Here is a 15,099-nt window from a genome sequence, read left to right as displayed (position 1 = left end):
TCCATGCCCTGGTGCGGCCCGCCGATCCCCTCGCCCGCGCGCCCCTTGAAGAACCACGGGTTGGCCTCGCTCCACGCCGCCGCCGCCGTCCGCTGCCACCGCGCATCGCTGGCGGGTACACAGCCGAGCCACGCGAGGCTGGAGAGCGAGGGTACGTTGGCATCGTCCATGAAGATCGCATTGCCAAAGCCATCGACCTCATAGGCCCACACGTCGCGCCCATCGGGCAGACGCATCGTGCCGTGCTGCGCCACGGCGGCGGCGACCTCGTTCGCCAGCGCGGTCGCATCGTTGGCGAGCGCGGCATCCTTGCGTGCCTCATTGGCGACCTGCGCCATTTCGCGCAGCGTCGTCACCGCAAACATGTTGGCCGGCACGAACAGCGGGTACTGGCAGGCATCGTCCGACGGGCGGAAGCCCGAATGGATCATGCCCACCTTGCGCGTCGGCGCGCCGTATCCGGCGAGCAGCGTCTCGGTCGGCTGGCGGCTGGCGCGCTGAAACTTGTAGGGTCCGGGCCCTTGCTTGCGCTGCTGTTCGCGGAAGGTGCGCACGATCGCGCGCATCGCCTCCGCCCAGGTCGCGTCGAACGGCGCGGCGTCGCGGGTGGTGGACCAGTATCCATGGCTCAGCCGCATCGAATAGCAGAGCGAGTCGATCTCCCACTTCCGCTCGGCCACCCCCGGCTTCATCTCGGTTTCGTCGACCTTCGCCCATTCGAGCGAGGTCTTGGCGGTCGGGTCTTCCATGAAGGCATTGGCATAGGGGTCGATCAGCACCGAGCGGGCGTGGCGCGCGATCAGCCCGCGGAACAGCTCGCGCAGCTTCGCGTCGCGCGGCGCCAGATGCAGGTACGACTTCACCTGCGCCGCCGAATCGCGCAGCCACAGGCAGGGAATGTCGCCGGTGATGACGAAGCTGTCGGCCTTCCCGCCGACCATCCCCATCCGCACCGTGGTGTCGAGCGTGTTGGGATAGGCATTGGCGAACAGCCACGCCAGTTCGGGATCGGCGATCATCCCGCTGACCCGCGCGATCTCCTGCTCGACCGACTTGCTCACGAACCGGCGATCCGCCGGCGCCGGGCCGAACCGCCGACAAGAGCGGAAAGCAGGGGCGCNATAGGCATTGGCGAACAGCCACGCCAGTTCGGGATCGGCGATCATCCCGCTGACCCGCGCGATCTCCTGCTCGACCGACTTGCTCACGAACCGGCGATCCGCCGGCGCCGGGCGCTTGCTCGCAAATGCCGGCTTGCCCTGCGCCATCGCGAAMCCCCCGGTCGCCAGCCCCGCGCCCAGCAGCGCGCCCTGCGTCATCAAAGTGCGGCGGTCGGTCGGCATCGGGCAGTCTCCGTTGGTAAACAAAATAGGCGCGCGGTCAGGCGACCGTCGCCTTGCAATGGTGGTCGATGAACTGGTGGTGCGGCGGCATGGCGGCGACCGCGCCGGCGATCTCCCCCCGCACCCGCGCCAGATACTGGTCGAGATGCCCCTCGGGCATGGCATCGACGATCGGGTGATAATCGGCGGGCACGATCCCCTGCCCGATCATCACCTGCACCCAGCTGGGCAATGCGAAGAAATCCTCGCCATTGCGGAAATAGCGGCCATCGGCGCGGAACAGCTCGATCGCCTCGCGCAGCGGATCGGGCACGTCCATCGTCCGGCAATAGCGCCAGAATGGCGTGTCGTCGCGCGTCGTTGCCTTGTAATGCAGTACCAGGAAGTCGCGGGTACGCTCATATTCGAGCGCAGTTTCCCGGTTGAACCGATCGGCCAGCGCCGGGTCGAAGTCGCGCCCGGGAAACAGGCCCAGCAATCGCCGGATACCTGCCTGCGCCAGATAGATGCCGGTCGATTCCAGCGGTTCGAGGAACCCGGCGGCAAGGCCCAGCGCCACGACATTGCCGCTCCAGGCCTTCACCCGCCGCCCCGCCGTAAACCGCAACTGGCGCGGTACGTCGAGCGCCTGTCCCTGCAGCGTATCGAGCAGCGTCGCCATCGCCTGCTCGTCGCTTTCATACGCGCTCGAATAGACATGGCCGTTGCCGACCCGGTGCTGCAACGGAATGCGCCATTGCCATCCGGACGAGCGCGCCGCCGCTTCGGTATAGGGCATGGGCGGCCCGACCGTCTCCGACGGGACCGCGAACGCCCGGTCGCACGGCAGCCAGTGTCGCCAGTCGAGATAGCCGGTCTTCAGCGTCTGCTCGATCAACACCCCGCGAAAGCCGGAGCAATCGATGAAGAACTCGCCCTCGACCCGCCGGCCATCGGCCAGCGTGATCGCGGCGACATGGCCGTTCTCACCCTGTTGCTCGACGTCGACGACCTTCCCTTCGATCCGCTCGACCCCGCGTCGTTCGGCCAGCTCGCGCAGGAACCGGGCGTAGAGCACGGCGTCGAGGTGATAGGCATAGGCAATGTCCGACAGCAGCGAACCCGGCGGGCCGTTCCACTGGAACCGACCGGCGGGCGCAGCCACGGTCTGGAGCGAATAGTCGCCAAGCGGCGCGGCCTTGCCGGCCAGGAACCGCCGCAGCCAGAGCTGGTGGAACGGCAGCGGCCCCAGCCCCTGTCCGATCGTACCGAAGCCGTGGATGTAGCTGTCGCCGATCCGCCCCCAGTCGGTGAAGCGGATGCCAAGCTTGAACGTGGCATTGGTGCGCGTCACGAATGTACGTTCGTCGATGCCCAGCGTCTCGCTGTTGAACGTCTTCATATGGGGGACACTCGATTCCCCCACGCCGACGATGCCGACCTCTTCGGATTCGACCAGCCGCACCGACACGCCGCGCCCCAGATAGGTGGCGAGCGCCGCCGCCGCCATCCAGCCGGCGCTGCCGCCGCCCAGCACGACGATGGTCCGGATGCGGTTGTCGGTCATTCGGCGTTGCTCCCTTTGCATGCCGCCGGTCGTATCAGCGCGACCGGTCCGACACAGCCCGTGCGCTCCGTCGGACCGGTACCGTGCCGTCAGAACTTGAAGGTCGCCCCGGCGAACAGGATGCGGCCGGAATAGCCGTTGGTCCAGAACCGCGCCTTCGTATCGTCGCCCAGATGCTGGCGCAGCTCCGATTTGGTCAGGTTCAGCACCGAAGCCGTCAGCACCAGCTGCGGCGTCAGGTTGTACGCGACGTTCAAATCCACCTGCTCATAGGGTTCGGTGTAGATCGTCAGCTGGTTGTGCGTGCCGTTCACCACCTCGCCCCGGCGGTTGTACGATGCGCGCGCCAGGAACTTGTCGTTTTCATAGAACAGCGTGAAGTTCGCCTGGTTCTCGGCACTGCCGACCAACGGTGACTTGGCGATCTCCCGACCGTTCAGCACGACGGCGGCAAGGTTCGTGTCGTTGAAGGTCAGGTTGGCCTGATACCCCACCCCGAAATCGAACGTATGCTGTGCATAGAATTCGATGCCCTGCGACACGCCGTCCTGCCCATTGGCCTGGGTCGAGAAGTTGCGGACGTTGACCGTCTCTCCGCCGATCGTCACCGCCTGATCCTGCGACACCGGCACGACGAAGTTCTTCACGTCCTTGCGGAACAGGCCGACGCCGATCACCGATCCGCGATGGTAATACCATTCGAGGCCGATATCGTATTGCCAAGCCTGAAACGCCTCCAGGTCCTTGTTCGACCCGCTGCCGGTCCAGCCGGGCTGGCTGGTGCCGCCACCGGCCACGCGGTCGCTGCTATATTCCTCCGACACGAAGTTCAGCGCCCCGGGGAAGGCGAGGTTGGTGAACGCCGGCCGCGCGATGACCTTCGCCACCGCACCGCGCACGACGAGGTTCGACGTGGCGTCGAAGGCGAGGTTCAGGCTGGGCAGGACGTCGGTATAGGTCTTTTCCAGCGTGTTCAGCTCGAACGTCTTCTGCCGCACCTCGGCACGCACGAACCCACTCTCGCAAATCTGGTTGGCCGCACCCGGCGTACAGGCGAGCGGGCGGCCATCGGGACCATCGGCGAAATAATCGAGGAAGCGTTCGACCGCATCGGTCGATTCCGCGCGCTGGTTCGTATGGACGACCCGCACGCCCCAGTTGCCACGCAGGCGATCGCTCTTGATGTTCGCCTGCAGGTATCCCGACCAGATCTTCTCACCCACATTGTAGATGAAGTCCGGCTCCTCGAACCGCACCGACCCGCCATAACGGTCGTCGAGATAGCTGAGATAATTGGTGAAATTGATGCCGGGGAACACGTTCGCCGCGAACCCGCCGGGAATGTTGGTGATCGGGTTCGACAGGAAGAATTCGGGCCGCGCAGTGCTGGCCGTCGTATCGCACTGTTGATAGCGGGTGGTCGTGCCCGGACAGTTCCAGATCGTGTTGCCGGTATTGCGATGCACCGTGCCGTCGCGATACTTCAAACCGAACTGCAATGAATCGAACGCCCCGTTCGACACCAGCCATGTGCCATCGGCCTGACCATAATATTGCGAGATGCGGGTGTTGATCCACGACGAATCCGTCGACCCGACATCGATCTCGGCAAGGCCGCCCAGAATGCGATCCTGCAGGTCGGGCGAAAAGGTCATGGTCGGGGTGCCGGTCAGGTCCCACGCGCTGAAGCGGTTGCCGGGCTGATAGGCACCGTTCACCGCCACGCGCGGCTTGGCCGACATGCGGAAGTTGATCGACGGCCCGCCTTCGGACCAGGTGCGGCCAAGCTTGATGGCGCCGACGAAATTGTCGCTCTTATATTCCGCCTCGAAATCGGCGGTCTGCGACAGCGCTTCCTCGCGGCTGTAGCCGCCGGTCAGCTGCGGGGTGGGCACGGTGCAGTCGTCGGGGCCCCAGCCGCCGGGCCGCTGACCGCCCGCCGCCGCCTGTGCCTCGCTGCAATAATATTGCTTGCCGTTGACCAGGCTGAACTGCGCGCCGGTGACGATCGTCCCGCTGGGATCGAAGGTCAGCTTGTCGAGCAGGCGCCCGCCGGCCCAGTTGCCATCCCCGTTGAAGCGGGCGATGTTCCATTCCGGAATCTTCAGCGAATTGTTGACGTAATCGCCGGTCAGGTTGAACCGGAAATAATTGGCGGTCAGCGTCAGCCCATCGGTCGGCCGCCATTGCGCCGTCGCCTGAACGCCCAGCCGTTCGCGATTTTCGTCGCGGATGCCGAAATTGACGGCGGTCGGCATGAAGAAGCCCGAATACAGCCGGCCGTTCTGGTCGTTGAAGCCCGACTGGCCCCACCATTCGCTGGGCTGTGGCGAGAACGGCGTGCCATTGACGTCGACGCCGCTGCGCGACGGGTTCTGATCGTACCACAGCCAGTCCTCGGTCGTGGCGCTCATCGTGCGCGTCTGGCGCTTCTGCCACGTCGCGCTGACCAGCACGCCGAACGTCTCGTCCTTGTTCTTCCACGACAGCTGACCCGACAGCTGCGGGTCGACGCCCTTGGTCGTGTCGGCATAGGTGCCCTCGGCCGTTACGAAGCCCGACCATGCCGGCAGGTCGAGCGGACGGCGGGTGTGCAGGATCACGGTGCCGCCGATGCCGCCTTCGTCGATGCGTGCTTCCGACGACTTGAACAGCTCGGCCTTTCCCAGCAGGTTCGACGGCATCAGCAGGAAGTTGAACGAGCGGGTCGCCTCGCTGTTCGTTTCCGACGACGCGATGTAATTGCCGTTGAGCAGCGTCAGCGTCAGGTCGGGTTGCAGCCCGCGCACGCTGACCGTGCGCCCTTCACCGCCGTCGCGGGTAATGACCACGCCCGGCACGCGCTGCAGCGCGTCGGCGACGTTGCGGTCGGGGAATTTGCTGATGTCCTCGGCAGTGATGACCTCGACGACGGCGGCCGAATTGCGCTTGTCGCGCAGGTTGCGGTCGATCGACGAGCGATAGCCGGTGACGAGGATTTCACCGTCGCCCTGCCCTTCGTCGGCGTTTGTCGCCGGCGTATCGGTCGCGACCGGATCGGCCCCGACCGTCGCCTGCGCCTGCGCCGCCGTGGCAAAGCCGATCATGCCGGCGACCGCGACACCGGTCATCAGCCCCGCCCGCACGCGCTCGCCCATCCGAAAATTCTTCATCCCGTCCTCCCCTTTTTCAGCGGCGGCCCGAACCGCCCGCCTCGCTGCTGCGCAGTCGTCCGGTCTCATGCCGACTCGAGCTGCCCTTAATCATGTAATCGATTACATGCACAACACGCGGCGAATATGTCAAGAGTCTTTCTAATCCCGGCAGCCGGCCTCGACCGACAACTGACCGAGGTGCAGGGCGTGGCGGGCGGCGCGAAGGACGATGACCGACACACGCACCTCCCCCGCGCCCGGTCGCATGCACCAGCGGGTCTGTTGCCATCCGGCACTGGCAGCGACGGGGCGGCTGGATTGCCCGACGCGCACGGCATAGCCCGCCCCGCCCCGCGTCACCGCCGTCACCGTGACCGCCTGCCCCAGCCGCAGCGTGTAGAGCGGCACCGTCACCCGCCCGCCCGCCGCCTGTGGCGCGATCCGCAGCGACGACCCACCCTGAAACGGCGCGTCATAATCATAGCCGACCGTGACCGGTCGCTGCCCCAGTGTCGCGAACTGCCACGTCGGCAGCGCATCCTGTCGCGCCATGTCATGCCACGGGCCGCCGACGATGCTGCCGCCCCGCGCCTCGACCCGGCCATGGCCGGTGTTGAAGCTGGTGGTGAAGGGCAAGGCCGGCACCAGCCCTTTGGTCGGCGCGAGCGAGGCCACGCCCGGCCAGCCCGCGCCGCCAGCCCTGCCCAGATCGCGCCCGTCACCCGCGAACAGCCGGCGCTCGGCATCCTCGAAGCGCGCCACATCGCGGGGGTCCTGCGCGAAATCACTGAAGCGCGGCGTGCGGGCATCGCCCGGCCAGCTATAGCCGAAATGCGGCGCGAACAGCGCGATCGAGCCATAGGCCCGCCCGCCGGGTCGTTCGCGTAGCGCATCCAGCCAGCCGCTGTTGCGAAACGCAGGCTGGGCATCGCGTGCCGGCCACAGGTCGGCACCGATGAACACGTCGTAGCGGCTACGCCCCATCCGCTCCGCCAGCGCCGCCCCCGTGGCCAGTCCCGCCCGCGTCCAATCGTAATTCAGGAACATCGCGTCCGCCGTGCGCCGCGTGCCGTCCTGCAAAAACCGGGCATTGGCGGGGGTCAGCGCATTCTGCCACCGCACGCGCCCATCGGGCAGCAGCGCGTCGTACCAGTGGATCGTCATGCCGGCTGGTGCGACCGCGCGGAGTTCGGCCATGAAATCGATCATCGCCGCGCCGTCTGCCCCCGCAGTTTCGGCATTCACGAACCAGCCGTCGAAGCCATAATGGCGCGCGATCCGCACCAGCTGCCGTGCCGCCGGGAAATGCCCCTGCGCATCGCGGCGCAGGAAGGACGCGACCGTCCCGGGCGATCCGCCCCACGCGACGGGCGCAAAGAACACCGTGCCGATGACCTCGACGCCGTTGCGATGCGCCGCCTCCACCCAGCCGCGAGACGGCAGGTTGATGCCGCGATCCGCCGTGCCCGCGAACCACGCCAGCGTGTCGATCTGCGGCCGATGGATGACGACATAGCCGTTGAACCGTGCCTGCCGCCCGCGCTCACCGCCCAGGTCGTTCATCCCGTCCGGGGCATAGAGCACGCGGACCTGCGGATCGATCGCCGCGCCCCGCCGCAGCGGCCGGGCGACGAAACGCCGCGCGACCGGTACCCGTGCGACATTGCCCGGATCGGCGGTCGCCCCGTCCGGGGTCCAGCGCAGCAGTTCGTCGATGGTCAGCGACAGTGGCGCCCCCTGCCCCGCCGCCGGGGCAGCCGCGATCAGCGCGGCAGCGGCAACCGCTCCCCTCATGCGATCCAGTCGACCAAGCTGGATGCTGCGACAGCGGTATCGTCGGCCAACCGTCCCGCACGCAACGTCACCCGCCGTTCCTCGCCCGGCAACAGGTCGAAATAATTGTCGGTCAGATTACCTGCAGCGACCACGATCTTCACCGCCCGCGCAAACCGCTCCGCGCGCACCACGACGGCACCGTCCTCGATCCGCACCGACAGCCCCGGATCGGGCAGGCGACAGGCGGGCGCATCGCGCACCATCCGCACGTCGCGCGCCAGTTCGCCCGAAGCCGCGACGATGCGGCTGACCAGCACATCGCCTGCCGCCGCCGGCACGTGCGCGACGATGGCGGCGGCGTTCGCAGCCACCATCATCGGCTCCGCCAGTCGCCAGTGCAGCGTGCCGTCGAACCCGATCCGTTCGACCACCAACTCCGCCTCGATCGGATCGATCAGATCCGACACGACATGAATTGCAAAGCCGTCGCCCACCGGCTCGGCCGACAGGATCAGCGGCGCAAACGACCGCGCCGCCTGATACTGCAGCGCCTTCCACCGACCATAATAGTCGATGCTCGACCACGAGATCGCCGGGAAACAGTCGTTGAACTGCCAGTAGAGCGAACCCATGCAGCGCGGCATCGCCCGGCGATGCGCCTCGAACGCGATGCGCAGGCCATCGGCCTGGGTCAGCTGGCTGAGCGTGCAGAAGGCAGCGAAGTCGCGCGGCTCGCCATAATGGTGGCGCAGGAACCGCCCGATGATCGCATCGCCGCGTGGGTGCTTCTGGTGCAGCGCCAATACCGCCGACCCCACCACGCGGTCGTCGGGATCGGTGAAGCGCTCGACCGAGGCGACGTCGGGATAGGACTGGAACCCGTATTCGCTCATGAAGCGCGGCACCCGCTCGGCATAGGCGCTCAGCGGTTCCTCGCCATGCCACACGCCCCAATAATGATTGTCGCCGCGGCAATCATCGGCGGGGTCGTTCCAGAAGCCAATCGGCGACGACGGCAGGTAGAACCGCTCCGGGTCCTGTTCGGCGACCAGTTCGGGCAGCACCCGCTCGAACAGCTCGCGATTGGCCGCGACCAGTCGCTCGAACAATTCCGGTGGATAGCCGAACGTCGTCGGCCAATCCCAATGCGCGATGCCCAGCGACACCTCGTTATTGCCGCACCACAGCGCCAGCGACGGATGCCGCCGCAACCGCCGGATCTGCTGCCGCGCTTCCTCGGCGACATTCGCGAGGAAGGCGGGATCGGACGGATACAGCGTGCAGCTGAACATGAAATCCTGCCAGATCAGGATGCCATGTTCGTCGGCCAGGTCGTGGAACAGGTCGCTCTCATACGTCCCGCCGCCCCACACCCGCAGCATGTTCATGTTCGCGTCGACGGCATCGCGGAAGAGCTGGCGGTAGCGCTCCGGCGTCACCCGTTCGAGGAAGCTCTCCGACGGGATATAGTTCGCGCCCTTCATAAAGGTGCGGCGGCCGTTCACCTCGATCTCGAAACACTCGCCGATCGCATCCGGCTCGTTGCGCACGCGGATGGTACGTAGGCCCACGCGGGTGCTCGCCCGGTCGATCACCCCGGCATCGTCATGGAGCGTCGCGGTGAAGCGATACAGGAACGCCTCGCCCAGCCCGTTCGGCCACCACCGGCGCGGGTTGTCGATCACCACCCGCGCCGTCGTGCCGCGTACCGGCGCGATGCCCTCGACGTCGCAAGCGATCTCGACCTCGCCCGCGCCTTCGACCGCGACGTCGAACGCGACGACGGCCTGCGCCTCGCTCAATGCCTCGATCCGGTACTGCACGTCGACGATCCGCCCGCGCCGCACCACATCCAGCCACACCGGCCGCCACACGCCGGAGGGCACATATTTCGGCCCCCAGTCCCAGCCGAAATGATAGGGCGCCTTGCGCACATAGACGCTGGCATGGACGTCGGTCTTGTCGTTCTCCGCCGGATAGGTGAAGCCGTCCGCCGCCTGGCGCGCCTCACCATAAAACACCGGCGATCGGAACAGCAGCACCAGTTCGTTTGCACCGACACGCAGCCGATCCTTCACCTCGACCCGATGCGACCGGAACATATTGTCGCTCGACAACAGCGCCGCGCCGTTCAGCGACACGTCGCACAGCGTATCGAGGCCGTCGAACACCAGCGCCACGCTGTCGCCCGCCAGTTCCTCCGGCGTCACGTCGAAGGTGCAGCGATACTCCCAGTCTGCGCGCTCGATCCATTGCAGGCGCGGTTCGGCGTCGCGATGATACGGGTCCTCGACCACCCCGGCGCGCCACAAATCGGTGAAGTTCGACCCCGGCACCTGCGCCGGCAGCCAGTGTTCCGCCCCCGACTGGCGAAAGGTCCAGCCGCTGTCGATCGCGCGGCGGGTCGTGGCAGGCATCATTGCAGGTTGATCTCGTCGAGGAACAGCCAGGCCGGCTTGCCCGGCGGCTTGAGGGAGGCGGGCATGTCGCCCCACGCGACCGCGCGGACGCGGTAATGGCGATACGGGCGACCGGGCAGCGGAATGGCGATACGCTCGACGCGCTGGGTCACGCCCTGCCAAGCGCCGATGTCGTGCGTGGCGATCGGGGTCAGGCGGGCGGGATCGTCGCCGGCCAGCACCTCGAACCGGCGCGGCGGCAGGATGCCGTTCATCGCATCGTCGAGATAACCGATGGTGAGCGTGCGCGCCGGCCTGGGGCTGCCGAGGTCGATGGTCGTGGTGATGTCACCGACCCGCCCGGTCCAGCGCTTGTCGCCATAGGCCTGCCCACCGACAATGCCGTCGATCAGCATCGCGCCGTCCTTCTCGCCATAGCCGATCCCGTCCTCGGCAATAGCGATGCGCGGGAAACCGGGGGCCAGCCCTTTCAGCAGGCTACGGACATAGTGCCGCTCCAGCGTCGTGCTGCGCCCCAGCTTCGGATCGAACGCGGCGGCACGGATCACGGTATCGCGATCGATCCGCACCGGCGCGCCGTAGCGGGTCGAGCGCAACGTCGGCTCGCCCCCGTCGCGGCTATAGCGGATCGTACCCCCCGCCGCCTGCAACGTCACATCACGCGTCACGGCAAAGCGCGGATCGTCGACCGGATCATAAGGCGCCCAGGGGGCACGCTGCGCCACCGCCACCTGTGCCCGATCGTCGAACGCGCCGAGGCTGCTATCCTCCGGCCGACTGCCCCAGCTCGACGGCTGCGCCCCCATCACGAAGCGCAGCGTGCCGCCCGCCAGCAACTGCCGGTGCGTCAGATAGCTGGCGGTCAGCGGTTGCCCGTTCAGCGTCGCCGACTGAACGTAGATATTGCGCGCCGACAGTCCCTCCGCCTCAACCGCAAACGTCCGCCCGCCGGGCAGGGTCACCGTCGCGCGGCGGTGGTAGGGCGCACCGATCTGATAGGTCAGATCACCCGGCGCGGCAGGATAGAAGCCCAAGGTGCTGAACACATACCATGCCGACATCTGGCCCAGATCGTCGTTATTGACCAACCCGCCCGGCCGATCCGAATACATTTCGCGCACCACGCGGTTTACATAATATTGCGTCCGCCCCGGCTGTCCGGCGAGGTTGAAGAGATACGGCATCTGATGCCCCGGCTCGTCGCCATGGCCATAGCGCCCGACGAACCCCGACAGGTCGACATGCTGCTCGCCCCCGATCGGCGTCGTGTCGCGAAAGATGCGCTCTAACCAGTCGCCATAGGCTGCCCGCCCGCCATGCAGCCGGATCGCCGCCGCCATGTCGTGCGGGGTGTAGGCGGAATAGGCCCAGATATTGCCCGACACGTAATGGCGGTTGAGGTCACCCCAATCGTCCCGCCGCATCGGCGCGAGCCGCCCGTCGGTCAGCCGCGGCAACAGCCAGCCGGAAGCCGGGTCGTACAATTGCCGCCACCCGGTCGCACGCTCAGCGAACAGCGTGGCATCGTCGGCACGGCCCAGCTTCGCCGCGACCTGCCCGATCGTCCAGTCCTCGTAATTCTGCTCGGTCGTCTTCGACACCGAACTGGCGACGTCCGCCGGCACGAAGCCGTAACGCAAATAGCCGTCCATGCCGTTCAGGTCATAGACGTTGCTGTGCTTCGTTCGGTCGAACGCGCTCGCCCGGATCGCGGCATAGGCGCTGGCGGGATCGACGCCCGGCAGCCCCTTGAGGACCGCATCGGCGACGATCGACACGATCGGATAGCCGATCATCACCCGGTTATCATGGCCGACCGCTTCCCAGCTGGGCAGGATCAGGGCGGCATCGCGGTGGCGCGACACCATGCTGGCGACAATGCCGCCGGCCTTGTCCGGATCGACAATGGTCAGCAGCGGATGGACTGCGCGATACGTGTCCCAGTTCGAAAAATTGCTGAACTGCGGGATCGCCGAGCGCAGCACCCTGCCCTCCACCCGATAGTCGCCGGTCACGTCGGACACGAGATTGGGGGCGATCGCCGCGTGATAGCTGGCGGTGTAGAAGATGCGCTTCTTCTTCGCATCCGCCTCGTCGATCCGGATCGCCGACAGCCGCTTCGCCCACATTTCCTGCGCCGCGCGGCGCACTGCGTCGAAGCTCTGCCCCTCGGCCTCCGCCCGGAAATTGGCCAGCGCCCCTTCCGCCGAAGCGTGCGAGATCGCCACCGCCACCTCGACCTGGCCCACATCCTTCGCAAAGCGGACATAGGCCCGCCGCGCTGCGCCCTTGCCCGCCGCCCCGGCGACCGGCCGGTCGGCTTCGGTCAACTGGCTCGCGGCGAACGGCTGCGAGAAGCGCGCCACGAAATAGACGGTGCGCCCGCCCGCCGACGACCCGATCGTCCGCCGCCACCCGCGAATCTCGCGATCGGACACCACCTCGATCCCACTTTCCAGCGCATGATCGTCGCCGACCGCATGGATCGGGTCGATCACCACATAGCGATCCCCCGCCCCGTTGAAGCGATAGCGGTGGAACCCGGTGCGCAGCGTCGTCGTCAGTTCGACATCGACGTCGGCATCGTCGAGGTGGACGCGGTAATAGCCCGCCGCCGCCTTCTCCCGATCATGCGAGAAGCGCGAGCGATAACCGCTGCCGGGCTTGTCCAGTGCACCCATCGCCGTGCCCGCCACCCGCGTCGGCATCAGCAATATGTCGCCCAGCGCCCCCAGCCCCGCGCCACTGATATGGGTATGTGCGAACCCGTCGATCACGGTGTCGCTGTAATGATAGCCCGAGGTCCACTTCCATCCGTCGCGGCTGTTCGACGGGCTCAACTGCACCATGCCGAACGGCAGCGTCGCGCCCGGAAAGACATGGCCGTCGCCATCGGTGCCGATCATCGGATCGACCCACTGCACCGGATCGTCCGCCTCCTGCGCCACCGCCGGGATCGCCAGCGCCAGCAGCATCGCCCCCGCCAGCATCCTCACGCGCGCCACCCCGCCGGGCCGTCGGCCATGTCCTCGGGCCAGTCGGCCAGCCGCCGATACCAGGTCCGCCACAAAATCCCTCCACACATCAGCACCACGGCCAGGCACGCGGCCATGGCGGCAAAATTCTTGACCACCAGGAATACCGGCGTCGCGACCAGCGCGGTCTGCATCAGCGTGCCAACGACGATATTGAACGCATTGCGCGGCAGATCGCGATTGGGCTGCGCGGCCGGGTTTTCCGCCTGCAACAATACCTGCACCGGACCCCAGAAGCCCCACGGCCGCACCTGCCGATAGAAGCCGAGCAGCACCGCCGGATCGGTCGGCTTCGTCAGCAAACTGGCCCCGATCGCCACCGCCCCCGACACCAGAATGATGAGCGGGAAGAGGTAGAGCGGCAGGATCGCCCCAGCCTGCGGCAGGACGGGCGCGAACACGAACGGAAAGCTCAGCGAACAGGCGATCCCGGCGACCATCCCGGCGAAATAACCCTCGCCGTTGAAGCGCCACCAATACCATTTGATGACGTTCGACACGGTGTACCCGCCCCACAGCCCCGACACGATCCATTGCAGCGCATCGTTGATCGACGCGACGAACAGCCCGATCCCCATCGCCAGCAGCACGACCGCGACCGACACCGCATAGCTCAGCCGCACCAGCAGCCGTTGCGACGCATCCGGGTTCACGTACCGCCGGTACACGTCGTTGACGATGTAGAGCGGCGCGGCATTCAGGCTGGAGGCAAAGGTCGCCATGAATGCGGCGAGCAACCCGGTGACGATGACCCCGCGCACGCCGGCCGGCATGAACGCCTGGATCGCGGCGGGCAGCAAATTCTCGAAATCGACCTTGCCCCCCGACGCCAGGTCGAGCCGGTCGACGAACACCAAAGCCAGCACGGTGAAGCCCGCGATCATCAGATACCGGATCGGCATCAGCACCACCGACACGAACCCGGTGACCTTCGCCGCATCGCGCGGGGATCGCGTCGCCAGCACCCGCTGCATGTCATAGCTCGGCGCCGGCCCCGCCGCGCTCTTCAGGATGCCCGAAAACAGCATCATCATCATCAGCGCGGTGAACAGTTCATAGCCATCGCCCGCAATCTTCGCCGCCGCCTCCGGCCGGATCGCCCGCCAGTCCAGCCCCAGATGCCAGCCGAAGCCCGGACTCATCCACCCTTTGGGCGTTGCCGCCGCGATCTGTTCGGGCGTGACCATCGTCATCGCCATGCCCGCGACGAAGAACGCCGCCAGCGTCATGATCGCGAACTGCAGCACGTCGGTCCACACGATGCCGGGCAACCCGCCCAGCACGACATAGACGGTGACGAGCGTGGTGAAGAACACCGCATAGGCGACCGGCACCTGTGCCGGCGAGAGGCTCAGCCCCAGTGCCGGGCCGATCGCTTCCCACGGCAGGAACAATTCCATGAACTTGCCGATGCCGACGAACGCATAGACGAGGAACCCGACGACGCAGATGACCGAAAACAGCACGACCGACAGGTGCGACAGCCGGCTGCCGCGATTGTCGCCGAAGCGGAACAGGATCCACTCCGCCCCCGACCGCACGTTCGACCGCCGCAGCCAGATGGCGAGGTACGCCATCAGGAACACCTGGTTGAACACCGGCCACAACCACGGCAGCCAGATGCTCTTCATCCCGTACAGGAACAGCAGCGTCGACAGCCACATCGTGCCCGAAATGTCGAACATGCCGGATGCGTCGGACAGGCACAGCAGATACCACGGCATCTTCTTGTTGCCGAGATAATAGCTGTCGATGCTCTCGGCGGCCCGCGCCCGCACCATCAGCGCGATCGCCAGCGTCGCCACCAGATATGCGAGCACGATCAGCCCGTCGATCGGCGCCACG

6 protein-coding genes and 2 pseudogenes are annotated in these 15,099 nt (G+C 66.8%); all 8 read right to left on the bottom strand.

Features of this window, described 5'->3' with window-relative positions; all coding sequences use genetic code 11:
• A pseudogene (locus ASE58_RS07855) lies at positions 1-1,120 on the bottom strand (glycoside hydrolase family 125 protein); the annotation flags it as partial.
• A gap of 1 nt (position 1,121) precedes the next feature.
• Positions 1,122-1,343 (bottom strand): annotated as a pseudogene (locus ASE58_RS18300) (glycoside hydrolase family 125 protein); the annotation flags it as partial.
• A gap of 37 nt (positions 1,344-1,380) precedes the next feature.
• Positions 1,381-2,889 (bottom strand): tryptophan halogenase family protein, encoded by a 1,509-nt coding sequence (locus ASE58_RS07850; protein WP_055819462.1) that lies wholly within the window; start codon positions 2,887-2,889, stop codon positions 1,381-1,383.
• An 89-nt stretch (positions 2,890-2,978) separates the two neighbouring features.
• Positions 2,979-6,041 carry a TonB-dependent receptor gene (locus ASE58_RS07845; protein WP_055819459.1) on the bottom strand — a complete coding sequence of 1,021 codons (3,063 nt, stop codon included), beginning with the start codon at positions 6,039-6,041 and terminating at the stop codon, positions 2,979-2,981.
• Between the two features lie 141 nt (positions 6,042-6,182).
• Complete coding sequence (locus ASE58_RS07840; RefSeq protein ID WP_055819456.1) at positions 6,183-7,817, bottom strand: endo-beta-N-acetylglucosaminidase; 1,635 nt, start codon at positions 7,815-7,817, stop codon at positions 6,183-6,185.
• A complete protein-coding gene (locus ASE58_RS07835) occupies positions 7,814-10,219 on the bottom strand; it encodes a beta-mannosidase (protein ID WP_055819453.1) in 2,406 nt (801 codons plus the stop codon). The genes ASE58_RS07840 and ASE58_RS07835 overlap by 4 nt, the downstream gene beginning before the upstream one ends.
• Complete coding sequence (locus ASE58_RS07830) at positions 10,216-13,209, bottom strand: GH92 family glycosyl hydrolase (RefSeq protein WP_055819451.1); 2,994 nt, start codon at positions 13,207-13,209, stop codon at positions 10,216-10,218. The genes ASE58_RS07835 and ASE58_RS07830 overlap by 4 nt, the downstream gene beginning before the upstream one ends.
• Positions 13,210-13,211: 2 nt before the next feature.
• The gene (locus tag ASE58_RS07825) at positions 13,212-15,098 is read right to left on the bottom strand and encodes a sodium:solute symporter family protein (RefSeq protein WP_055819447.1); all 1,887 of its coding nucleotides are present in this window, start codon (positions 15,096-15,098) and stop codon (positions 13,212-13,214) included.
• Position 15,099: the final 1 nt, after the last annotated feature.

The organism is Sphingomonas sp. Leaf9, from assembly GCF_001421355.1.
In the GTDB taxonomy this organism is placed as follows: Bacteria; Pseudomonadota; Alphaproteobacteria; order Sphingomonadales; family Sphingomonadaceae; genus Sphingomonas.
Note: the sequence above shows the minus strand (reverse complement) of the source record. Positions and strands in the feature narration are given on the sequence as shown.

Coding starts and splice junctions, on each gene's coding strand:
- ASE58_RS07840 (WP_055819456.1), bottom strand. CDS start 7,817: ATGAGGGGAGCGGTTGCCGCTGCCGCGCTGATCGCGGCTGCCCCGGCG.
- ASE58_RS07830 (WP_055819451.1), bottom strand. CDS start 13,209: ATGCTGGCGGGGGCGATGCTGCTGGCGCTGGCGATCCCGGCGGTGGCG.
- ASE58_RS07845 (WP_055819459.1), bottom strand. CDS start 6,041: ATGAAGAATTTTCGGATGGGCGAGCGCGTGCGGGCGGGGCTGATGACC.
- ASE58_RS07835 (WP_055819453.1), bottom strand. CDS start 10,219: ATGATGCCTGCCACGACCCGCCGCGCGATCGACAGCGGCTGGACCTTT.
- ASE58_RS07850 (WP_055819462.1), bottom strand. CDS start 2,889: ATGACCGACAACCGCATCCGGACCATCGTCGTGCTGGGCGGCGGCAGC.